We start from the raw sequence: 23,228 nt of genomic DNA, 5'->3' as shown, positions 1-23,228 counted from the left end.
GCCATGTCGGGCACGGCATCTTGTTGTCATTTTCGCGCTTGTTGCAGAAATTTTTTCCCTGAGAATTTTGATTTTCAATATTTTTTACTGTTCTGCGGAAGTTGAATTTGGAGTGTTGCTTTCTGAATTTGAAATTTCAGAAGGATTTTCTTCTGCGGAAACTGGATTTTGCGCTTCTGGCTCTGCTTTTTTAGGCTCTGAAGCCGGTGGTTTTGGCAGCTGCGGAACTTTTGACAAATCTGCGGTTGTTTCAAAAGTTCTTGGTCCGTCATAGAAAAGCCTTATTAGCTCCATTTTTGACTTATGGCGCGATTTTATAAACAGCGAGCGTGAAGAATTCTGGTAAACATAGCCAGATGAATTGTAAGTTTCAAAGCGTGGATCTGTTCTGAACATTTGGCTCTGGATTTCAATTTTTCCGTGGAAATTAGGAATTCCGTTCAGCATAATGTAATGCGTTAGCGACAATGGGAAATCTATGAAAATATTTGCTGTGTTTGCTGGTTCTTGCGTGTAAAAAATCGATTTTGCGCAAGTCCATGCCCAGACGCAAGAGCTTCCGTACCAGCCAAGAATTTCTGTGTGCGGATAAAAATAATTGTTTTTTACTATAATAGGATAAATATTTGCGATTGTCCTTATGCTTGTGTCCGCCCCAGAAAGGCTTGAGTAAATCATCAGGTTTCCGGCTTGAACCAGAACTTTGTTTCCTTGCAGTTTTCCAAGTTTTTGCAAAGCATCTCCAGTAAAGACCGTTTCAAAAATGTCCATTGAATTTTCTGCGTCTTTTTGAATTTTTATAATTCCGTTTTCAGTTTTGCAGTTTTCCTGAATGGAATTGACGCAGGTTTCTATTACGGCTTCAAGCGGCTGAACGAGCGCGGAATCTTTGCCTTTTAAATTTGTGTAGACGCTTATAATTCCGGCTGCCTGAAACGGCGAAAATTCGCTTGCCTTTGAAACAGTTTCTATAAGATTTTTTACTGCCAAAGACTTTTTTTCACGCAAAATGTAATCGGAAATTCCTTCAACTGTGAAAACTTCCGCTGAATTTGACTGCACGAGAGACGCGTATTTTTCAGTTTGAACCGAAAGGCTTCTGCTCATTGAAACGAGATTGTCAAAATATGGAGAAGAAATGTAAGTGCGCTTGTTTCCTTTTTTGAACGAATCTGGAATTGAATCGATTGCCTGATTGTATTTTCCTTGGGAAGCGAGTTCCGCAACATAAGCCGTGATGTCGGTTTCAGAAAGCGAGTCGATTTTTGCCTGCGCCAATGCGGACTGAACTTTTTCCACAAGGCTGTAGCGGATTTTTGTTGTAAGTTCTCTGATTTCACTGTCGCTAGTTCCCTTGATGCCGGCAACAAGGTCAAATGTGAATTTTTTTGTAGGATTGTAATGCGAATATTGCGCCGCTGAATCTGTTTTTGTAAACGCGATTTTTTCCGCGCTGAATTCGTGGGATGTAAAACTGAAAATTCTGTCTTTTGAAGTTACAAGAATATTTGCCGGCGAAACATTTTCCGTGCTGTAGGTTTGCGCAATTTTATATGGAAGGAAAATTTCAGTACAGTTTTCTGGCGGAACTGCAAGAATTGAAAGCGCAGTTGAATTTTCTTCGTCCTGAATTTGGCGGAACATTATATGCGCGCCGCCGTTAAATGAAAATTCCACGGAATCAGCTAGCTCTTCGTAGGATTCAAGAAAAAGCGGCCTCAAATTTCCGCTAGAATCTTTTGCAGTTACAGGATTTTTGTCATCCGCTGAAAATGTAATGCCTTTAAAAGATACTTTTATCTGATTTTTTAAACTTGTCCCGTTGTTTTCCGTTTGAATCTGTGAAATTGAAAAATTCAAGTCTCCTAAAGATTTTGAAAATACAGAGTTGGACTTAAATTGAATAACAAAAATGCCGACAATAATAGCTGAATAAAGGAGTGTAAGTCCAAAAAACTTTCTTACAGGATGTTTACGCATAACTTTGCTATTTTATATTTAAAAAGTGTAAAAGGCAATAAGCATTCTGGAATATGAGGAATTATGAAAAGTTCGGTAAAAACTACGTTGACGGAGCTTTTGGCTGCGGTTGTTCTTGTTGTGGCGGTTGCTATTATTTTGAGCATGGGGCTTTCTTCTTGCGCTTCCACTGAAAAACCTGTAGAGCCGGCTCAAACTGCTGAAACTGAAAAGAAATCAGAAACAAAGAAAAAAACTGAATATTCAAAAACTGATTTTATGGAAGATTTGAAGTCAGTTTTGAATAAAGACGGACCAGAAGCGGCTCTTTCACTTTACGAAACTAAGCTTCCGGCAAAATATGCGGACGATTTTGATTTGCTTTTTTTAAAGGCAGCGATAAATGTGAGCGCAGAAAATCTTGATGAAGCGCAGGCTCTTTGCAATGAGCTTTCACAACGAGATCCGCAGAATGATGATGTTGCTTCTCTTGCGGTTGCGATTGCAAAAATGAAAGGCGACAATGCCGAGCGCATAAAACAAGTTAATTCGCTTTTGGCAAAAGACAAGCTGAATTCCGCAGCAAATGTGGAGCTTGGCGAGGATATGTTTTTAAAGAAAAACTATAAGCAGGCAAAAATTTATTATAAAAGAGCTTTAGTCCGCGAGCCAGAAAATATTGATGCTTTGCGTGGAGCCGGGCAATGCGACTATTACCTTGAAAATGATGACGAGGCGGAAAAAACTTTCAAAAAGATTCTCGAGATTGACCCGAAAAACACCCAGGCTTTTTTGTATTTAGGAAAACTTGCCTACGCCGCAAATGAATATAAAATCGCTTCTGACTATGCAAAGCAGGCGCTTGATACAGATTCTGAAAACTATGAATGCAATATGGACTACGGAATGTACGAGCGTTATCTTGGGCATTACAAAAATGCGGAAATAGCTTGGACAAAAGCAATTGAAATTGAGCCGGATTATTTTTTAGCTTACGCGTACCGGGCAGGGCTTTATGACGAGCAGGATATTTTTGCAAAGGCAATGGAAGATTACAAAAAAGTCATTGAGCTGAATCCGAATTATTACTACGCTTATGAAAGCCTTGGAATTCTTGCCCTTCACGAAGAAAACTGGACAACCGCGCGCGAAGCTTTTATGAAATGCTACGATTCCAATAAAAATAATATTTCTTATCCGCTGATGATTACTTACTGCTATTACAAGGAAGGCAACGGAACTGAAGCAAAAAATTTCAGCAATCAGGTTCTTAGAAAAATGGACAGAAATACAATTGAATATTCTATGCTCCGGGTTTTCCATGACAGGGCAGGCGAGCGTCCTTTGCCGCAGAGAATTTCCGCAATGACAAACAGAAATTTGCAGGGAAAAATGTACTATTATCTTGCGCTTTTTTATGATATGTTTGGTGGAGCAGAACTTGCCAATGAATATTACGCAAAGGTTGTCAGCATGAACAGCCCGATGTTTTTTGAATTTCGTTTGGCAGAATGGAGAACAAAAGGAAAAGTTCCTTTAAAATAATTTTTTATGGAAGAAAACAAGTCAACACAAAAAATCCTTGAGCTTAATGGAAGAAAATTTATTCTCATTGGCACAGCTCACGTTTCAAAAGCTAGCATTTCGGAAGTTGAAAATGCAATTGAAGAGCAAAAACCGGATTCTGTTGCAATCGAGCTTGATGAAAACCGCTTGAAAAACATGGAGGATAAAGAGTCCTGGAAAAAAATGGATATAATTGAAATCCTCAAGAAAAAGCAGGGATTTCTTTTGCTTGCGAACATTGTCCTTTCAGCTTATCAAAAACGCATGGGAGAAGACGCCGGAATAAAGCCCGGAGACGAAATGGCGGCTGCAATCAAAAAAGCCAAGGAGCTTGGAATTCCGCAGATAATGGTTGACCGTCCTGTAACAGTTACGTTGCGCCGTGCCTGGGCAAAAAATTCTTTTATGGGAAAATGCAAGTTGCTTTCGTTGCTCATTGCCACTGCTTTTTCCAAGGAAGAAGTTTCAGAAACTGAAATTGAAAATTTAAAGCAGTCCAGCGAAATGGACACAATGATGCAGGAGCTTTCGTCTTATCTTCCGGCTGTAAAAGAAGTTCTGATTGATGAGCGTGATTTTTATCTTGCTTCAAAAATTTGGTCTTGTCCGCAAAAAAATATTCTTGCAGTTTTGGGAGCAGGACATTTGCCTGGAGTTTCTTCCCATCTTGAAAAAATTGCGGCTGGAAAAGAAATTCCTGATGTAAGCGCAATTGAAAAAGTTCCAGAAAAATCAGCTGGAGCAAAAGTTGCTTCCTGGATAATTCCGATTTTGATTTTGGGACTTATTGTTGCGGGCTTTGTTGTTGGCGGAATTGAAAAAGGCGCGGACTTGATTGGAAGCTGGGTTTTGTGGAACGGAATTCTTGCGGCTATTGGAACGGCTGTTGCGGGCGGACACATTCTTGCAATTTTAGTTTCTGCTGTTGGCGCGCCGTTCACTTCGCTTTGTCCGTTTATTGGAATTGGATTTGTTTCTGGAATTGTTCAGGCTCTTGTAAAAAAGCCGGCGGTTGAGGATATGGAAAATTTGCAGGCTGATGCTTCGAGCGTAAAAGGCTTTTATAAAAATAGAATTCTCCGCGTTCTGCTTGTTTTCTTTTTGTCTTCAATTGGAAGCAGCATTGGAACTTTTATTGGCGGCGCAAGTTTTATTTCAATTTTTACACGGTGATTTGCAATGGAAAAAATTGAGCCTGCGCTTTATCTTATTCCTGTAACTTTGGGTGAAACCGAATATCAGAAAGTTCTGCCTGAATACAACCGCAAAATTATCCGCGGAATAAAGAATTTTATTGTTGAAAACCGCCGTTCTGCAATCCGTTTCTTAAAGCTTGCTGATTCATCGATTGATATTGATTCGCTTGAATTTCTTGAGCTTAACGAGCATTCAGACCTTGCAAGAATTTCAAATTATCTTGATCCGCTTTTAAAGAAAAAACTTCCGATGGGAATTATTTCAGAAGCCGGATGTCCTGCTGTTGCCGACCCTGGAGCTGCTGTTGTTGAAATGGCGCAAAAAAAAGGCTTGAAGGTTGTTCCGCTTTCCGGACCGTCTTCGATGATTATGGCTGTAATGGCAAGCGGATTGAATGGCCAGAGCTTTGCATTTAACGGTTATCTTCCTGTTAAGCCGAATGAACGCGCCGCAAAAATACGGCAGCTTGAAAACCGCGCTTGGAACGAAAAGCAGACGCAGCTTTTTATAGAAGCTCCATATAGAAATTTAAAAATGCTGGAATCTATTTTGAATTCGTGCCGGAATGAAACCCGCGTTTGTGTTGCGGCAGGTCTTACAACTGAGCAGGAATTTATCAGGACGCTTTCTGTGGCTGAATGGAAAAAAGCAAGCGAGCCTCCTATAAATAAAGTTCCAGCAATTTTTTTAATTTACCGGAGCTGAAAAATGAGCATAGTTTTAATGGGCATTAAGCACTGCGGAAAATCAACTCAAGGCCGCATAATAAGCAAAAAACTTTCAGTGCCTTTTTTTGACACGGACGATGTGATTTTAGAAATGACAGGAAAAACTCCGCGGCAGATTTACACAAAATTTGGAAACGAAGGTTTTCAAGATGTTGAAGAAAAAGCCTGTTCATTTTTGCTTGAAAAAATAAATTCTTCTGCTGAAAAAAATGCGGTTATAGCGACTGGCGGCGGAATCTGCGGAAATAAAAAAGCTCTCGATGTTTTAAGAAAAATAGGAACATTTGTTTTTTTAAAGACTCCAGAAAGAATTGCCAGTTTTCGTGTTTTAAGGGAAATTTCTGTTGCTCAAGATGGAACTCTTTCAAATGTTCCTGCTTTTATTGCAAAAAAAAATCCACGTTCAATAGCCGATGCAAAAAAAATTTTCCATGACTTTTTTATTGAACGTGAATGTATTTATGAACAGCTGGCTGATGTTGTTATTGATATGTCCGGCTCTTCAAAAGAATCAAACGCTGCAAAAATAATAGAGGCTGTTTCTTCTAAAGTTTAGTTTTCACAGCCACAGTTTCCATCGCAGTTGCCGCAGCCTCCGTCTGAACATTCGCCTCCACAGCCACCGCTGCAATTTCCGCCGCAACCGCAAGATGGAGGATTCAGTTCTTCTTCTGTTGCATTGCGTACGTCTGCAATTTCAATTTCAAAATGAAGTCTTGTTCCTGCAAGCTCATGGTTTGCGTCAACTGTTATTTTATCATCGCTGATTTTTGTAACACGAACAATTTGAGGTCCGGAAGCTGTCATCGCTTGAAAAGCCATTCCAACTTCTATAGGAACTCCGTCTTCAAAACTTGAACGGTCAACATCTGTAACAAGTTCTTTTCTATATTCTCCGTAGCCGTCTTTCGGTTCAAGAACTACGTTGAATTTATCTCCGGGATTTTTTCCAGCCAACTGCTCTTCCAGCTTAGGTAAAAGATAGCCACGCCCATGAACATAATCCAAAGTTTTTTCAGTGGAAGAATCGAGGACTGCTCCTTCATCATTTTTCAATACATAATGGATAGAAACATATTTGTCGTTTTCAACTGTCATCGCTTAGTCCTGTACAACTTCGGAAATTTCGGGGCAGGTTTCTTTTAAGTAGCGTTCGATTCCCATTTTAAGAGTCATTGTTGCCATTGGACATGAACCGCAAGCTCCAGTGAGTTTTAGATGAACTTTATTTTCATCATCGATATTTATAAATTCCATGTCGCCGCCGTCTGCATTAAGCTGCGGGCGGAATGCTTCCAAAGTTTCTTTTACTTTTGCAATGAGAGCTTCGTCTGCCATTTCTACCTCTAAAATTTTATTTTTCTAAAGATACAAAATTTGGCAGATTTATGCAATGATTCACTTTTTCAGTTTATGCCATGTTTTCAAGCTTGCGGTTTATTTCAAGAATTCTTGTGTGAAGATAATGGTCAGCGGCAAACTTTTCCATAATGCCAAGAGGCTTTCCGTCGTTGTCTACAATCGGCATTGATTCCGTATCTGCGTCGCTGAATTTTTTATAGACATCGGGAAGCGAATCTTCAGGGCTGCAAGTGCAAACAGGTTTGTCCATAATGTCAACAGCGAGAAGTGTGTCTGCAAATTCTCCAATCATGAGAGTTTCTTTTAAATGCTCAAGCGTGATTATGCCGGAAAGTTTTCCAGATTCACTTGAAGCGACTGCAAATGACTGGTTGTGGTGAGTTTCAAAATTTTTAAGTATATGGCAGATTTTTTCTGTTTCACTGACAATTGCGTGGCTGTCGGCGCAGCAAATTTTTTCACTTCCCCAAGTAATGTCTTTTACTTTTGAGGATTTCAAAATGTCATCTTCTGTTATGGCAAGACCAACTTCGCCGGCTTTTGTAACGCCATGTTTTACGCAGACTGGACCAATCAGCTGAACGATAAAAGTTGTCGCCGTGATTATAAGTATTATAGAAGGCCCGATTGAATTTTCAAAATCGTTGCTGGCTGCAATGCTAAGTCCGATTGCGACTCCGGCCTGGCTTAAAAGACACCATGGCAAAAAGTCGTGGACTGTCTGCGGAGCTTTTGTTATCTTTGCGCCAAGACGAGCGCCTATGGATTTGCCTAAAGTTCTTCCTGAAACATAAACAATTGCAAGAATTCCCAAGACTGGTGTAACAACCCAAATGTTCAGTTTTGCGCCAACAAGCACAAAAAACAAAACGTAAATTGGCGGCGTGAATTTTTCAACAAGGCTGAATATTGGGCGTGTTTTTGCAGGAGCGAAGTTCACCATAAAAAATCCCAAAGACATTGCGGCAAGAATGTTGTCTAGTCCTAAAATTATGCAGACTCCTGTGGAAAGAAAAAGTCCTCCAAGTCCGAACGAAAGAACTCTGCCTTCATCTTTCATAAGATTTTTTACAACAAAAGTTACAAGCGCGCCAAAAATGCTTCCGGCTATAATAGAACCGAAGATGTCTTTTGCAATATTCAGCATCTGCATTCCAAACGACTGCCCTTGTCCGCCAAGCAAAGGTGAAACAACCGTAGATGCAACTGCGTACAAAATCAGCGCAACCGCATCATCCATTGCGACAATTCCAAGAGTTGTTGTTGTTAAAGGTCCGCGTGTTCTGTATTCTTTTAAAACATCAGTTGTTGCCGCCGGTGCTGTTGCCGCGCATATTGCTCCAAGAATCAGTCCGAAAGAAATTGCAGTTTTGAAATCTTTCATAAAAATGTATGCGACTAAAGTAACAAAAAATCCAACAACAAAAAATGGAGTTACAGATTCGCCAATTAAAATTCCAACGAACTGCTTGCCGTATTTTTTTATTACATCGATTTTTAGTTCTGCGCCGATTAAAAATCCTATTAAAGAAAGCGCGATTGTGTTTACTGGATTTAATGCGATGATTGTTTCAATCCGAAGAATTTGAAAGCCTGAAGAGCCGATTAAAATTCCGATTACAATATATCCTACGACCTGCGGAATTTTCAGTTTTTGAAAAATGCGTCCGCCGAGCGCGCCAAAGAACATAATGATTCCGAGCAAAAGAACAAACTGTGTTCCTTGCAAATGCGAAAAATGAAATGCCTGCGGCAGAACCTGTGCAAACGGGTCAGTCATAATTTTGTCTCCGTTTATAAAATTAAAAGGAATTGAAAAATTTTAGAATTTTTTAAAAGCGAAATGTATTCTAGTTTCATTTCATAATTTCTTCAACAACTTGCGATGTGCTTAGTCCGTAGTAAAGATAACCGTACATTGCCGCCGCTGAAACAACTTTGCGTCCGTATTCTCTTGTTTCTGAAAATGGAATCGCTTCTAAAAATAAATCCCGTGGCAAGGCTGAAGTTCCGAATTCAAGATTCGCGCTTTTTACCCAGGAACGAACTCTTGAGATTCCGCCGTTGTAAGAAAGAATTGCAAGTATGGAAGAGCCGTCAAGCCTGCGCCTAAGTTCTTCAAGATAAAATGAGCCAAACCTTATATTTGTCGCGCTGTCTGTTAAATCGAATTGCGCCACTTTAAGTTTTCGTGCAACATCCGCGGCAGTTCCTTCCATAAGTTGCGTAAGGCCTTTTGCGCCTGCATTGCTTTTTGCATTCGGATTAAAAAAACTTTCGCTTCTGATTAGTCCGTAAAGAAGATATTCCGGCTGCGAAAAATCCTGGCAATATTTTTGAACGCTCTCTTTAAAATACTGCGGAAATGAAAGCTCCAGAAGTTTTTTTTGAAAATCCTGATCTTTTGAAAACAACCTTCGGGAAGCAATTCGGATGCTTTCTTGTTCTTTTCCGCACTGGCTTAAAAACTCTGCAATTTTTTCCGTGCATTCCATTCCGATTTTGTCTTGAAGCCTTTGATATTCAGGATAAATAAATTCTTTAAGTCCGAAATCCGCATAGCCAAGCAAAAGTTTTTCTGCTTTTGAATCTGGCTGAATTTCTTTTTTGTTTCCCGCGGAAAAAATAATTTCTTCTGCTTTTGTTTTGTCCAGCTCCAAATTTTTTATTGCAAGAAATCTGTAGTACAAGTCGCTTCCGCTTTGAAGTGCCTGCGAAAAAAGTCTTTGCTCTTCTCCTGATTTTTCTTTTGAAGGCTTTATAAAATTTTCCTGAATGAGCCGGGCGGAAATGTATGAATACTTTGCAGAAATTTCCGGACTTGCTTTTCCATAAATTAAATCTGCGGTTTTAAAAAAATCATTCCAAGCATGAAGTGAAAGAAGCCGCACAGAAAGCGTTTCAAAAAAATCATCAAAGTAAGAAGGATTTTTCCATTCGCCTCTATATTGCTCAATTGCATCGATTGTTCTTGGAACTGAAATTTTTAAAAGGCAATTTAAATAATACCAAAGCGCGTTGTCAAAATTTCCGTCTGATAAAGATTCCTGCATTGCAAAAACAAATCTGTTCAGTGCTCTTGTTTTGTAGGAATCAGCTTTGTCGTAAAGCCGTCCTGAATAAAAACTGGCATAAAATTTGCAGTCGTCCGGCAAATTCTTTTTTATGGAATCAAGATAAAGTGCATTTGAAAAAAAATTGTTTGAGCCGTACAAAAACACTTTTCCTGCATCGCTTAAAATTTGCGGCAAAAGAAATTTTTTATTTTCAAGAATTGATTTTGCATTTGAATATGCGGCGACATAATTTTTTGTAAAAATATCAGCACGCAACTGAATAACATTTGATTCTTCTGTTTCTTCGGATTTGAATGTTTCGCAAAAAAGCTTGTAATGTAAATCAGAAAATGTTCTTGAAACGCACCACTCAAAAAAATCCTTGCTGAATCTTGAGTCATTTTTTTTCTGCATTGAAGAAAGCCTGTAATATGCGGTTTCATTCAGGCAGCTTTTCAAATCGATTTTTTCTGTGAGGCGGATTACTCTTGCATATTCTTTGTTTTTAAAAAATTCTTTTGCGACTGCAAGTTTGGTTTCTTCATCTGGAAATTTTTTGTATAAACTGTAGCTTCTGTTTATGCGTTCCTGAACATTTCCAAACTGTGAAAGTTTTTCCATTGAACGTCTTGCAATTAATGGAGACGCTTTTTTTTCAGCTTGTTTTAAAAGATGTTCCGCCTGACGCTCATTTCCGTTTTCAAGAGAAAGAAGTGCCATAAAATATGCGGAATCTTGACCATACTTTTTTTGCAGAGAATTATTTTGTGCGCATCCAAATCCTGTAAAGCTCACTAAGACAATCAGGCAGGAAATAAATACACGTATTTTTTTCATCAATAATATAAAAAGCTAAATGCCAAAAAATTACTCCGCCGGAATAAGAATCCAGTGTCCTGAAATAATATGGTCAGGATTTTTTATGCCGTTGTAATTTGCAATCCGCTTGTATTTCCATGGAGTTTTATAGTAGGCATTTGAAATGTCCCACAAAGTGTCTCCCCAGACAATTTTGTAGCGGATGTCTTCAATTGGTTCTGGAGCCGGAGCTGGCGGTTCTGGCACAACAGCTTCAGGAATTTCTGCAATTACAATTTCATCTTCTTTTGCAGGAATTGGCTCTGGTTCAGGCGGAAGCTCTGCGATTTCTGTTTGCTGATTAATTTCTTCAGAAGGAAGATTTGTTACTTGTTCCTGCTCAGAAATTTTTTCAGTGTGCTTTCCAAAAATATTCAGCTTGGAAGGAATTACAAAAAGCACAAGGAGAGCCGCAATCACGCAGATTATTGCGCAGACTACGCAGATTATTACTGGCGCTTTTGTTTTTCTTTTTATTTCGTCTTCTTCGCTGTATGAAGATGAGGAGCCTTGCATTGTTTCTTTGTCGTAAAGATTGCTGAACATATTTGTGTTTGGCTGAAATGTCGGATCTTTTGGCTGCTCTTCGTTTTCTTGCGGAATTTCTGGCTCATCATCAAATTCCGGTGGAAGAGAAAAATCATCATCAGAAAGAGGCTCTTCTGTTTTTTCATCCTCAAAATCTGGAAGCGAAAATTCTGTGTCATCAAAATCAGGCAGCTCGTTGTTTTCTTCGGAAACTTGAGTTTCAGGCTCTGCCGGTTCTGCTGGCTCTTCGTCTTCAACTGATTCCGTGCTGTCAAAATCCGGCAGACCGTTTATTTCTGTCTGGTCATCAGGAGCTTCAACTTCTGTGTGGTCAACGTCAATCACATTTTCTTCTGAAGGAATTTCTGAAATTTCCTGCTCTGGAATTTCTTGTTCTTCTGCTTCTATAGGCTCGTCTGTAAATTCTTCCTGAATGTCTGTGTCTGGCTCTTCAAAAATTTCTGTTTCAAAATTTTCCATTTCTTCAATTTCAGGATGAAGCTTTGTGTTGTCCGGCACGAAAGTTTTGTCATCATCTTCATCAAGAAATGAATCCGCAGAAATTTCTTCATTTGCATCTGAAGGAAATTCTGGAAGATCCAAACTGTCCTTGCCAAAAATTTCTTCATCTGCGGAAGATTCTGGCTCAGTCTGAGGCTCTGAATTATTCAGGTCATCAAAATGAAAGTCATCGTCATTTGTTTTTTTTGCCTGTTCTGCAACAAAATCTGCAAGTCCTGCATTCGCAAGATCGCTGTCAGAAATTGTAACTGGCGGTTCTTCTTCCTGGGGAATTTTTTCTGGCTGGTTTGCCTCTGAATGAGTGCGGGATGCGAGGGTAACTTGGATTTCGCTTTTCTTTCCAGTTTCAAGGTCGCGGATTTCTGCGGAAAGCTCGTTGTTTTTGTCCACGTCGATTGCAAGGCACAAAGTTGGCTCTCCGTTCTGATGCGGATTCAAATTTGTAATTTCAAGCGTATCAACATATTCTGCGCCTTCGAGCGTTCCAGTTTCTGTTCTATATACATCGACCTGAACTTTTGTCTGGTTGTCCATGACCGTTGTCAAGTCAATAGTTTTCTTTTCTGGATTGCCTTCTTCCAAAAGCGGATAGAAAGTTCCGTCTGCGAGTTTTATTCCAATAGACTTCATATTGCACCCTCTGAATAAAAAGATTCCCTTGTTCTGATTTTCGGAAAAAACAAAGCGGTTGTTTAGGGGAAAAATTGTCAGTACCAAGGAAATTGCAGGAACAGATGTCGTCATTGTCGGGCTTGACCCGATAATCCTATAAAAATTGCATCAGAAAAAATTTAACAAAAATTTATAAAAGTACTTGACAAATCCCGGGGGGGGGTACAATGGAGGCTGCTGAATTTTTTTCAGCGTAATCTATTTTTAAAGGAGTAAACTTATGAGAAAGTTTGCTAAAATTTCAGCTGTATTGGCGGCTATGGTTCTTGCGATTGCATTTGTAGGCTGCAAAGATGACGATGATGACGACGACGATCCAAGCGTTGTAACAACTTGGTACACTCAAGAAGTGGATGAAGATGATGATTCTGTTATGACAGAAACAATTTATTTCTATGATGACAGCACATTTAAAGTAGTAGACTCTTCTGAAGGAGTAAATATTAATTTTGCAACAGGAACTTATACTGGCGATACTACAAAAGATGGAAATATTGTAATAACAATAAAGAAGATTGTAAAAGGCGTGCTTGATGATTCTGAATCATTAGACCTTGTTGATGTTCCTGCAGAATATGCTTCTTATTTTGTTTTGAAAGCTACAATCAATGGAAATACAATGAGTTCTATTGATGGTGATGGTGAGCTTTCTGCTTGGATTAAAAAATAACTTTTTCTTCACGGAATAATTTTTAGGCTGTCAGTTCTTGAAATTCACTTCAAGCAATTGGCAGCCTTTTTTATCTTTAAAATTTTCTATTGTAAAAGCCGCATATTCATGTTACTATAAAAAGATACATACACTTTTTAATCTTTTTGAGGTTTTTCGCAATGTCAAAGAAAATGATAATGGGAAACGAGGCGATTGCCTTGGGCGCGATTTGTGCCGGGGTAAATGTAATTTCCGGCTATCCGGGAACGCCTTCATCAGAGATAATAGAATTTGCGGCAAAATACATAAAGCAGACCGGAGCCTACGTTGAATGGTCGGTCAATGAAAAAGCAGCTCTTGAAGTTGCGGCTGGAGCTTCGTATTGCGGTGCGCGAACTTTAGTCACAATGAAGCAAGTTGGACTGAATGTTGCCGGCGACCCTGCAATGTGTCTTTCCTACGTTGGCGTAAAAGGCGGAATGGTAATTGTAAGCGCGGACGATCCCGGACCAATCAGCTCGCAGACAGAGCAGGACACAAGAATGTACGGCGCATTTTCAAAGATTCCAGTTTTTGATCCAAGCTCGCCGGAAGAAGCCTTTGAGATGATTCAGCAGGCATTTGAATTTTCTGAAAGATACAATACGCCGGTATTGCTTCGTCCCACAACAAGAGTTGACCACGGATACGCAAGCATGGAAATCCCGGAGCTTCCAAAAGCAAAAAAAATTGAAGGATTTGAAAAGGACACAAGCCGCTGGGTAATTTTTCCGCGTACATCTTTTTTGAACCACAAGCAGATTTTTGAGCGTAACGAATTTATTCTTCCGTCTGAATTTTCAAAAAGCAAATTTAATTTTATAGAAAACAAAATTCCAAAAAGTAAAAAGGGAATTGTTACAAGCGGCGTGAGCTATTGCTATGCAAAGGAAGCTTTGGAAATTCTTGGTGAAAAAAATATTCCGGTTTTAAAAATCGGAACGCCTTATCCGTTTCCGACTGATCTTGCAAAAAGTTTTTTAGCGGACGTAGAAGAAGTTCTTGTAATTGAAGAGCTTGACCCGGTTATTGAAAACGAGCTTTTAAAGTTGTGCGGAAAAAATCATCTTGAAAATAAAATCCACGGAAAGCTCACAAAAGAAATTCCAGAAGCCGGAGAATATTCTGTGGAAATTGCAAAGCAGGTGATTGCAAAATTTCTTGGCCTTGAACTTTCAGAAAATAAAATTGAGCTTCCGCCTCTTCCTGTGCGTCCTCCGGTTCTGTGCGCGGGCTGTCCTCACCGTGCAAGTTTCTATGCGGTAAAGCAGGCGATGAAAGGCGAGAAGACAGTCTACTGCGGCGACATCGGGTGCTACACTTTGGGAAACGCCAAACCGCTTGATATGTGCGACACCTGCCTCTGCATGGGCGCGGACATAACCATGGCGCAGGGATTTTTTCATGCGGAAAACGACAGGCACTGCTTTTCATTTATCGGCGACTCGACTTTTTTCGCTTCGGGAATCACAGGCGTTGTTAATGCGGTCTACAATCAGGCGCGTCAGACAATCTGCATTTTGGACAATTCCACAACTGCGATGACAGGACATCAGCCTCATCCCGGAACAGGCGTTACGATGATGGGCGAAATCACGGAAAAAATCAGCATCGAAAAAATCCTCAAGGCGGTCGGAGTTGAGCCTGTTATTACGGTGAATCCGTTTGACTTGGAGGAAAGCATTGCGGCGGTGAAGAAATGCGATTCGCATGAGGGAGTGAGCGCAGTTATTTTCAAGTCTCCTTGCATCGCCCTTTTGCGCAAGGAAGAATTCAAGGAATTCAGAAAACCCGCTCTTTGCATTGAAAATGAAAAATGCGTCGGCTGCAAAAAGTGCATAAACGAAATCGGATGTCCCGCGCTCGGCATGAACGGCAAAAAAGCGCAAATCGATTCATCGCTCTGCACGGGCTGTTCATTGTGCTCGCAGATTTGCCCGGTAAATGCGATTGCTTCAAAAAAATAAAGGCGGAAAAAATGAGTGTAAATATTTTGATATGCGGAATCGGCGGACAGGGAACTGTTCTTGCCGCGAAACTTTTGGATCAGGCGGCACTTCTTTGCGGGCTTACGGTTCACTCTGCGGAAACGATTGGAATGGCTCAGCGCGGCGGTTCAGTCGTAAGCCACGTTAGAATCGGAGAAAACTGCTGGTCGCCTCTGATTCCGCTTGGTCAGGCGGACATGATTATTTCTTTTGAAATGACAGAAGCTGTAAGAAATATTCAGTATTTAAAACGCGGAGGAACAATTGTTGTGAATAAAAAAATTACGGTGTCTTCTGCTTGCGCCGGAAAGGAAAATTCAGCTGATGAAAATTCGCTTCTGGAATTCCTGAATAAAAACTGCGGTTCTGTCTGCGTTGTTGATTCAGAAAAAATTTGCTGCGAGCTTGGTACTTCAAAAGTTGTAAACACAATTCTTTTGGGCGCGGCGGCTTCACGCGGAATAAACGGAATCAGCATAGAAAAAATAAAGGAAGCTTTAAAAACAACGGTAAAGCCAGCGTTGGTAGAAATCAACATAAAAGCATTGGAAAAAGGTTTTGGAGGAAAAATATGAAATTGAATGAAAAGCAGCTTGCTCAAGTTGACAAGCAAATTAAACGTCTTATTGCAGGCGACAGTTACTACGGAAAAATTTTGAAAGAAAAAAAAATTACCGGCGTTTCAAGTCAGGAAGAATTTGAGGCACTTCCATTTTCCAGCAAGGACGATTTGCGCAATGCATATCCGCTTGGAATTCAGGCTGTTCCAGATGAAGAAATTGTTAGAATCCATTCATCGTCTGGAACAACAGGAAAGCCGGTTATAATTCCGTACACTGCAAAAGATGTTGACGACTGGGCGATTATGTTTGCGCGCTGCTACGAAACTGCCGGAATCACAAAAAAGGACAGAATCCAGATTACGCCGGGCTACGGACTTTGGACAGCGGGAATTGGATTTCAGGCTGGATGCGAAAAGCTTGGCGCAATGGCAATTCCGATGGGACCGGGCAATACAGAAAAACAGCTTCAGATGATGCAGGATTTAAAATCAACTGTAATCACGGCGACTTCTTCTTATGCACTTTTGCTTGCGGAAGAAATCAACAAGCGCGGACTTAAAGATAAAATTTATTTGAAGAAAGGCGTGTTCGGTTCTGAACGCTGGTCAAAAAAAATGCGCAAGTATATCAAAGACGAACTTGGAATTGAGCTTTACGACATTTACGGACTTACAGAAATTTACGGACCGGGAATTGGAATCAACTGCGAAAAAGAAAGCGGCATTCATTATTGGGACGATTACATTTATATAGAAATAATCGATCCGAAAACTGGAAAAAATTTACCGGACGGAGAAGAAGGCGAAATCGTAATTACAACTCTTGTAAAGGAAGGCGCGCCGCTTTTAAGATTCAGAACGCACGACATTTCAAGAATCATTCCTGAAAAATGCAGCTGCGGAAGATGCTATCCGAGAATCGACATGATAAAGGGAAGAAGCGACGATATGTTTAAAGTTCACGGCGTGAATATGTTCCCAAGCCAAGTTGAAGAATTGCTGCAAAATGTTGACGGAGTTTCAAGCGAATATTCAATTGCGATTGCGCATGACGATGAAATCAACAAGGACATTATGATTCTTACTGCTGAAGCCGAGGGCAGAGTGAACTTTGAAGAAACCGCAAAAAAAATTGGTGAAATGTTCAAGTCGAAAATCGGTGTAACTCCAAAAATTACAATTGTTCCGGTCGGCACTCTTCCACGCAGCGAAAAGAAAACAAAGCGCGTAACCGACTACCGCGACAACTGAAATAGAGTTTGCAACAACTTGAATAAATTGGTAAAATAAAAAAATATTTACAAACAGAAATTTTATTGGAGAAACTATGAGCGATAAAAAAGATTTGTGTCCATGCGGTTCAGGAAAAGATTATGCTGAATGCTGCGAAAAAATTATTAAGGGCACTGAAAAAGCAAAAACTGCTGAATCTCTAATGAGGGCGCGTTATACAGCTTACGTAAAGCATGAAATTGATTTCATTATCAATAGCTGCGAGAAAGGCGAGAAAATTGCAGAAATTGACCGCAAGGCAACTGAAGACTGGAGCAACAACAGTACTTGGCATGGCTTGAAAATTCTTCGCACAGAAAAAGGAACAGAAAGCGATGATGAAGGCATTGTTGAATTTGAAGCTGAATACACTTCAAAAGGAATGCACGACATTCACCATGAAATTGGCGGCTTCAAAAAAATAAACGGCGAGTGGCTTTACAGCGAAGGCATGATGCGCCCGACAACAGTTGTAAGAGAAGGCAGAAAAATTGGCCGCAATGAACCTTGCCCTTGTGGAAGCGGAAAAAAATATAAAAATTGCTGCGGCAAGAATTGACGCAGCAATTTTGTACAATGATTGCGACCAAGTGGGAGCAAGCACCAAACTGCGGCAAGAATTGACGCAGCAATTTTGTACGATAATTAATTGAAAAATTTTATGGGAATATCCAATAAGTTTAAAGTGTCATTGCCGTACTTGATACGACAATCCCTAAAAGATTGTGATATGTGCAGTTAGATTTCTAACCGAGTTTGCTGCACAAACATCGCAGGGTCAAGCCCGAAAATGACATAAAAGATACTTTTTAGACATTCCCATATTTGTAAATCAACATTAGCCAGCAGTTTCTTTTGAAAAAATAAAAGATTATGTCAAAAAATATTTATACAGGCTTCCATGCTGTGGAAGAAAAAGTCAGACTGTATTCAGTTTCTAAACCTAAAGAAATCAGCTTGAAAATTTTTTATTCAAAGCCAGGACCAAGAATCAAAAAAATAATTTCACTTGCAAAGGACTCAAATTTTGAAGTTTCACTTGTGAATGAAAAAGAACTTGACTCAATGGTTTTGCCGCTTCCAGAAACTGCCCGTGATCACCGCGGAATTATTCTTCTAGTTGAAGGTGAAAAAGAAAATTCGAAAAATCAAATTCAGCTTGAACAGTGGATTACTTACTGCCCGGAAAATTCCGTTGTCATTGTTCTTGACAGTGTTACAGATCCGCATAATGTCGGCGCAATTTTGCGTTCATGCGATCAGTTCGGCGCAAGCCTTATGGTTGTTCCAGATCATAGAAGCGCGGAAATCAACAGCAATGAAATAATTGCACGCACAAGCGCGGGCGCTTCTTCTTGGGTTGATGTTGCAAAAGTTCCAAATCTTGTTCGCGCAGTTCAGATTTTAAAGTCAGCCGGATTTTGGATTTACGGAGCGGATGCAGGTGGAACGACTCTTTCAAAAATAAAGTTTCCAAAAAAAACTTGCATCATAATGGGAAGTGAAGGCAGCGGAATTGCGCGGCTTTTGCAAGAACAATGCGATGAAATTGTTTCCATTCCAACCTGCGGAAAAATTGACAGCCTGAATGTTTCTGTTGCAGCTGGCGTTCTTCTTTATGAAGTCTACAGACAAAAACTAGAAAGTTAATTTGTGCTGCTGAATTTTTTAAAGCATTACAAGTCCTTTGCCCCTTAGCGAGCGAAGGATTTTTTTTATTCCCGGATTTTTTTGAACAAGATTTTCCATGAATGAACTGTCAAAGTTTTTAGGTGAAAGAAAATAAAGCGCGTGAATAAACTCTTCTTTTTCTTGTGCGGAAATATTTATTGAAATTTTAAAATCTTCATGCATATAGTTCCATAAAAATTTATTTTCACAGAAGGCAACGTTTCCTGCAAGCCAGAAAAGTTTTTTTATATTTAACGGCGTGTTCCATTCTTTGTCGCGGCGTTGCTCATATTTTTCAATTGATTTTGAAATCAAGTTTTTGGGAACATTTGGATGCGGAACTTTAAAATCAAACCATTTTTCAACTGGAGTATTTAAATTTTCTCCGTGCATCCAGCTTTGAAGAGCCGCGTAAAGTCCGTTGCCGAATTTTGCGGATTTTTCCTCGTCCTTAAAATGAAGCCCATTTTTTGCAAACACTCCGGAATTTTTAGGAGCAAATGGATTTAAATTTTTATGAAGCCCGTTTTTCCATTCTGAATAAATTCTTGAATGCCTTGTTAAAACAAATTTATGCCAGAAGCAAGAGTCAAGGAGTCCTGCTTCATAAAGCTGTCTTAAAGTTTCCATTGAATTTATTGTGTCCTGTTCAGTTTCTCCAAAGTAGCCGTAAATCATGTAGGCGTGAATCAAAATACCGGCTTCTTTGAACGCACAGCACGCGCTTACAATTGAATCTAAATCTGTGCCTTTGCTTATGCTGTCCAGACCTGTTCCTGTTGCAATTTCAATTCCGCCGGAAACTCCAATCAGTCCGCCGAATGACAAAAACTCTGCCATGTCGCGGGAATAAATTTTTTCAAATCTTACATTTCCCCAAAATGAAAAGGAAGCAGAATTTTCTAAATTCAACTTGGAAAATTTTATCATTGCGGCTGGAGGCATTGCTTCGTCAACAAAATGAATTCCGTGTATTCCATTTTTTTCTGACTGTGATTTTAATCCATGAAAAAGATTTTCAATTTGAACAAGCCTATAGGAAGCAACATAGTCAAGGCTTACATCGCAGAACGCGCATTTGTGCCAGTAGCATCCGTGCGCAAGATAAGCTTTCATCCAGGCTCCGTCTGACCACAAACGCTGCATTGGATTTTCGTCATCGGCAACACGCGGATAAATAGAAAAATCCGTTTCTGAATAATCAGGAACAATTAATGATGTCTGCTCATTTTCAAATTTTTCGTATTCTAAAGATGACTGCAATGGCTCTATGATTTTTTCTTTTGTAAACAGACGCATTTTATAGAGCTGTTTTTCTTCGGAAATTTTTCCGCCGGGAAATTCATCAAAAAAATTTTTGTATGAGCCGTAGCCTCTGTCGTAGCTTATTGCATCTGCGTATTTAGAAAATGAATTGTCGCTGAATTCTCTAAGCTCTGTATTTATGAATCCGCCGCCAAAACAAATAAAAACTTTTTCGCCATATTTTTTTCGTAGATATTTTGCTGTGAAAAGAGCTGGAGTAAAAGTTCCTGCAAACGGAACGGAAATGCATACAAGTGTTTTTTCGTTTTCAGCAATAGTTGTTTTTGAAAACGTATCTTCTAAAACTTCTGTATAAAAAGTTGTCAAAACTGGCGAGTTGAGTTTTGCTTCAATTTGGCTAAAAGAAGTTTCGCTTACCGTAATGCTTTCCGCGTAACGCACGAGAGAAAAACTTTTGTCGAATGCAACTGAAATGTAGTCTGCTAAATCTTCAAGTGCAAGGCTTGCAATATTTCTTGTGTCATCTACAGTTGGTTCTCTGTCAAGATTTGCTATGTAGTTTTCCATGCGGTTTCCGCGCGGAGTGTACGGATTTAAAATAAATCTGTGGCAAAGTTCACGTGCGCTTGGATTTTGTTTTCCGCATAAAGCCGACATTATAAAATCAATCCAGTCAATCCATAAATCGCTTTGAAAAATGTAACGCCTTAAATTTTTTGCAGTTGCGAAGTCTCCTTTTTTTTCTGCGGCGGAAGCAATCTTCATTGCGTTTTCTTTTGAAAGTTCAAAAAGTTTTTTCAGTCCGTTTTTTGAAAAAATTGAATGTACGAGCCGCACACTCAAATCAAGCCATACAGCATTGTGTCCGTTTCCATTAAAAAAAGATTTTAAATATGCTCCAGATGGGTATGGGGAATTAAGTTGAACTAAAGGCGGCTGGATTACAATTACATTCATAACAGAATAATTTTAATTATAAGAAAAGATGCTGTCAAATATTTTTTATGGAAGATTGTTATATCAATGCGGAAAATCGTTAAAGAAAAAAATATTTTTGTGTATTATAATTTTCCAAAAATTGCAATTAAGTGAGGTTTGTATGGCATCGCTTCTTCTTGCTGTGATTTATGTGGCTTTTATAAGTCTTGGTCTTCCTGACCCTTTGCTTGGTTCCGCATGGCCTTCGATGTATAAAGATTTTGGCGTGGACATTTCTTTTGCCGGAATCATTGCAATGATTATTGCCGCGGGAACTGTTTTTTCAAGTTTGATGAGCGACTGGTTTACAAAAAAAGCCGGTGTTGGAAAAGTCATGGTAATAAGCGTTGCAACAACTGCACTTGCGCTTTTTGGATTTTCTATAAGCAGTTCATTTTTGATGCTTTGCCTTTGGGCTGTTCCTTATGGACTTGGAGCCGGAAGCGTGGATGCCGCCCTTAACAATTATGTCGCCCTTAATTACAAAAGCCGCCACATGAGCTGGCTTCATTGTATGTGGGGAGTCGGAACTGCAATCGGTCCTTCTATAATGGGATTCGCATTGACTGGTCAGCACGGATGGAATTCCGGCTACAGATACATTGCAATTTTTCAGACTGCGCTTACTGCAATTCTCGTTGCTTCTCTTCCGCTTTGGAAAAAAAATAAAACCCAAACTGATTTGCACGAATCTGAAAAAAATGAAAAGCCTCTTTCCTTGCGTCAGATTTTTTTAATTCCGGGCGCAAAGGAAGTTATGATTGCATTTTTTTGTTATAGCACGCTTGAACAGACAACTGGACTTTGGGCTGGAACTTATCTTGCGCTTTATGAAAATGTTTCTCCTGAAAAAGCCGCCTTTTTTGCAGGAATGTTTTACATTGGAATTACAGCAGGACGCGCCATCAGCGGATTTTTAACAATGAAAATGAATGACACGCAGATGATTCGCCTTGGACAGATTTTTGCGCTTGCAGGGATTGTCGCAGTGGTTTTGCCGTTTGGACAAATTTCCACAGTTGTAGGATTGGTAACAATCGGACTTGGATGCGCGCCAATTTATCCATGCATAATACATTCTACTCCGGCGCATTTTGGAGCAGACAAGTCGCAGGCAATAATTGGGGTTCAGATGGCAAGCGCTTACACCGGCACAACTTTAATGCCGCCTTTATTTGGAATGATTGCCTCAAAAACTACAATCGCATTGTATCCGTTTTATCTTTTGCTTGCCCTCGCGCTTCTTTTTGTTATGCATGAAAAACTTGTAAAGAAAACTTCGGAAGTCTAATCTAAGAGCCGCACTTTGCATACAAGCGGAAGATGGTCGCTGTACCCTCTTCCGTTCCAAAGTGAATATTTGTAAGGAATTGAATTTTCATTGCACCAAAATCCTTCTGCCGCTGGAAAAAAATCTTCAACTTCTATTTTCCCTGAATAAAAAATATTATCAATGCGCGACCATTCTTCTCTAAAATAGTAGCTTCCCGGTTCTATTAAATTTTCGTTTTCATCAAACCAAGGCGATTTTACCAAAAGCCCTTCATCGTTAAGAAGTTTGCCGTGCCACGCTCTAAGCAGAACATTTCCGTTTTCTTTTACGCAAAAATCATTTATGTCTCTGTTGAAGTCTCCAACTGCAAAAACTGCCTTGTCTTCGTTTAATGCCCGGCTCATAAAAAATGAAAGAACGCTTTCTTCTCGGTTCCTCCATTTTTCAGTTTTTTCTTCTCCGCCGCTTTTGCTTTTCCAGTGGTTTACAAAAAGACTTAATGTTTTTTCTTTTAATTTTATTTCAATTTCTGACAAAGGTCTTGTCCGTGGCATTTTTTCATTTTCGCTTCTTATGTCAAGCGAATGCAAATTCATTTTTTGCAATGGAATTCTTGAAAGAACTCCGCAGCCGATAGCGCCGCCTTCACTTTTTGAAAAACAAGCGTATCTGTACATTTTCCGTGGATTCCATTCGCCTGCAAGGAAATTGCTTATGTCAAAAAGCACATCTGAATTTTCAAGCTCTTCCATTACAAAAATATCAGCGTCAAGTTTTTTTATAACAGAACAAAGCCGCTTGAGCCGCTCCTTGTACATTTCTTCGCCCCAAGTTTTGCTTTTGACAAATTCGAAATATTCTGTTCCATCGTTGGTTGCATCAAAAAAAGTCTGGACATTCCAATTTACAATTTTTATTTCACTCTTGCCGGAATCGCAGCAGGCAAAAAACGGCAGAAATAAAATCCACAAAACAGCATAAAATTTAAACCGCTCATTTAAATTAATTTTCCTCATAATTTCCTCCAAAAATATATATTCGAATATTTACAAAAAATGTATTAAATTGATAAAATATTT

General features: G+C 39.5%; 19 protein-coding genes. 11 read left to right on the top strand and 8 right to left on the bottom strand.

Going from position 1 to position 23,228, the window contains the following annotated elements; all coding sequences use genetic code 11:
* Nucleotides 1-84: 84 nt before the first annotated feature.
* Nucleotides 85-1,980, bottom strand: a complete 1,896-nt coding sequence (locus Q0N70_RS05125) for a hypothetical protein (RefSeq protein WP_294014493.1) — start codon at nt 1,978-1,980, stop codon at nt 85-87.
* A 63-nt stretch (nt 1,981-2,043) separates the two neighbouring features.
* Here Q0N70_RS05125 and Q0N70_RS05120 point away from each other — a divergent pair, with 63 nt between their 5' ends.
* From Q0N70_RS05120 to Q0N70_RS05105, 4 genes are read left to right on the top strand one after another with little or no spacing between them, the layout of a single operon-like run.
* A complete protein-coding gene (locus tag Q0N70_RS05120) occupies nt 2,044-3,504 on the top strand; it encodes a tetratricopeptide repeat protein (protein WP_294014491.1) in 1,461 nt (486 codons plus the stop codon).
* Nucleotides 3,505-3,510: 6 nt separating this feature from the next.
* A complete protein-coding gene (locus tag Q0N70_RS05115; protein ID WP_294014489.1) occupies nt 3,511-4,698 on the top strand; it encodes a TraB/GumN family protein in 1,188 nt (395 codons plus the stop codon).
* A gap of 6 nt (nt 4,699-4,704) precedes the next feature.
* The gene (locus Q0N70_RS05110; protein WP_294014487.1) at nt 4,705-5,427 is read left to right on the top strand and encodes an SAM-dependent methyltransferase; all 723 of its coding nucleotides are present in this window, start codon (nt 4,705-4,707) and stop codon (nt 5,425-5,427) included.
* Between the two features lie 3 nt (nt 5,428-5,430).
* Nucleotides 5,431-6,006: a shikimate kinase gene (locus tag Q0N70_RS05105; protein ID WP_294014485.1), complete on the top strand. Its 576-nt coding sequence runs from the start codon at nt 5,431-5,433 to the stop codon at nt 6,004-6,006.
* On the opposite strand, the gene Q0N70_RS05100 is transcribed toward Q0N70_RS05105, so the two are convergent.
* The 5 genes from Q0N70_RS05100 to Q0N70_RS05080 all read right to left on the bottom strand — a co-directional run bounded on the left by Q0N70_RS05100 (nt 6,003) and on the right by Q0N70_RS05080 (nt 12,406).
* A complete protein-coding gene (locus Q0N70_RS05100) occupies nt 6,003-6,548 on the bottom strand; it encodes a peptidylprolyl isomerase (RefSeq protein ID WP_294014483.1) in 546 nt (181 codons plus the stop codon). The genes Q0N70_RS05105 and Q0N70_RS05100 overlap by 4 nt on opposite strands.
* Nucleotides 6,549-6,551: 3 nt before the next feature.
* Nucleotides 6,552-6,788, bottom strand: coding sequence for a NifU family protein (locus tag Q0N70_RS05095; protein WP_273353452.1), 237 nt, complete (start codon nt 6,786-6,788; stop codon nt 6,552-6,554).
* A 73-nt stretch (nt 6,789-6,861) separates the two neighbouring features.
* Complete coding sequence (locus Q0N70_RS05090; protein WP_294014480.1) at nt 6,862-8,592, bottom strand: cation:proton antiporter; 1,731 nt, start codon at nt 8,590-8,592, stop codon at nt 6,862-6,864.
* 76 nt (nt 8,593-8,668) lie between these two features.
* The gene (locus Q0N70_RS05085; protein WP_294014478.1) at nt 8,669-10,705 is read right to left on the bottom strand and encodes a lytic transglycosylase domain-containing protein; all 2,037 of its coding nucleotides are present in this window, start codon (nt 10,703-10,705) and stop codon (nt 8,669-8,671) included.
* A 30-nt stretch (nt 10,706-10,735) separates the two neighbouring features.
* Nucleotides 10,736-12,406, bottom strand: a complete 1,671-nt coding sequence (locus tag Q0N70_RS05080; RefSeq protein WP_294014476.1) for an Hsp70 family protein — start codon at nt 12,404-12,406, stop codon at nt 10,736-10,738.
* Between the two features lie 262 nt (nt 12,407-12,668).
* Between Q0N70_RS05080 and Q0N70_RS05075 the strand changes: the two genes are divergently transcribed.
* The 6 genes from Q0N70_RS05075 to rlmB all read left to right on the top strand — a co-directional run bounded on the left by Q0N70_RS05075 (nt 12,669) and on the right by rlmB (nt 18,611).
* Nucleotides 12,669-13,118 carry a hypothetical protein gene (locus Q0N70_RS05075; protein ID WP_294014474.1) on the top strand — a complete coding sequence of 150 codons (450 nt, stop codon included), beginning with the start codon at nt 12,669-12,671 and terminating at the stop codon, nt 13,116-13,118.
* Nucleotides 13,119-13,279: 161 nt separating this feature from the next.
* Nucleotides 13,280-15,106, top strand: a complete 1,827-nt coding sequence (gene iorA, locus Q0N70_RS05070) for an indolepyruvate ferredoxin oxidoreductase subunit alpha (RefSeq protein WP_294014472.1) — start codon at nt 13,280-13,282, stop codon at nt 15,104-15,106.
* A gap of 11 nt (nt 15,107-15,117) precedes the next feature.
* Nucleotides 15,118-15,702 carry an indolepyruvate oxidoreductase subunit beta gene (locus Q0N70_RS05065; protein WP_294014470.1) on the top strand — a complete coding sequence of 195 codons (585 nt, stop codon included), beginning with the start codon at nt 15,118-15,120 and terminating at the stop codon, nt 15,700-15,702.
* The gene (locus Q0N70_RS05060; RefSeq protein ID WP_294014468.1) at nt 15,699-16,940 is read left to right on the top strand and encodes a phenylacetate--CoA ligase family protein; all 1,242 of its coding nucleotides are present in this window, start codon (nt 15,699-15,701) and stop codon (nt 16,938-16,940) included. Before Q0N70_RS05065 ends, Q0N70_RS05060 begins: the two co-directional genes overlap by 4 nt.
* Before the next feature lie 76 nt (nt 16,941-17,016).
* A complete protein-coding gene (locus tag Q0N70_RS05055) occupies nt 17,017-17,520 on the top strand; it encodes a YchJ family protein (RefSeq protein ID WP_294014467.1) in 504 nt (167 codons plus the stop codon).
* A 314-nt stretch (nt 17,521-17,834) separates the two neighbouring features.
* A complete protein-coding gene (rlmB, locus tag Q0N70_RS05050) occupies nt 17,835-18,611 on the top strand; it encodes a 23S rRNA (guanosine(2251)-2'-O)-methyltransferase RlmB (protein WP_294014465.1) in 777 nt (258 codons plus the stop codon).
* Nucleotides 18,612-18,629: 18 nt separating this feature from the next.
* On the opposite strand, the gene Q0N70_RS05045 is transcribed toward rlmB, so the two are convergent.
* Complete coding sequence (locus tag Q0N70_RS05045) at nt 18,630-20,855, bottom strand: radical SAM protein (RefSeq protein ID WP_294014463.1); 2,226 nt, start codon at nt 20,853-20,855, stop codon at nt 18,630-18,632.
* 142 nt (nt 20,856-20,997) lie between these two features.
* Here Q0N70_RS05045 and Q0N70_RS05040 point away from each other — a divergent pair, with 142 nt between their 5' ends.
* Nucleotides 20,998-22,167, top strand: coding sequence for a sugar MFS transporter (locus tag Q0N70_RS05040; RefSeq protein ID WP_294014460.1), 1,170 nt, complete (start codon nt 20,998-21,000; stop codon nt 22,165-22,167).
* Here the strand turns inward: Q0N70_RS05040 and Q0N70_RS05035 are convergent.
* Complete coding sequence (locus Q0N70_RS05035) at nt 22,164-23,165, bottom strand: endonuclease/exonuclease/phosphatase family protein (RefSeq protein ID WP_294014458.1); 1,002 nt, start codon at nt 23,163-23,165, stop codon at nt 22,164-22,166. The two genes, Q0N70_RS05040 and Q0N70_RS05035, sit on opposite strands and share 4 nt — an antisense overlap.
* Nucleotides 23,166-23,228: the final 63 nt, after the last annotated feature.

Origin of the sequence: uncultured Treponema sp. (assembly GCF_945873775.1) — a bacterium.
Lineage (GTDB): Bacteria > Spirochaetota > Spirochaetia > Treponematales > Treponemataceae > Treponema_D.
The sequence above is the reverse complement of the archived record's forward strand: the minus strand, read 5'-3'. Positions and strand labels throughout refer to the sequence as shown.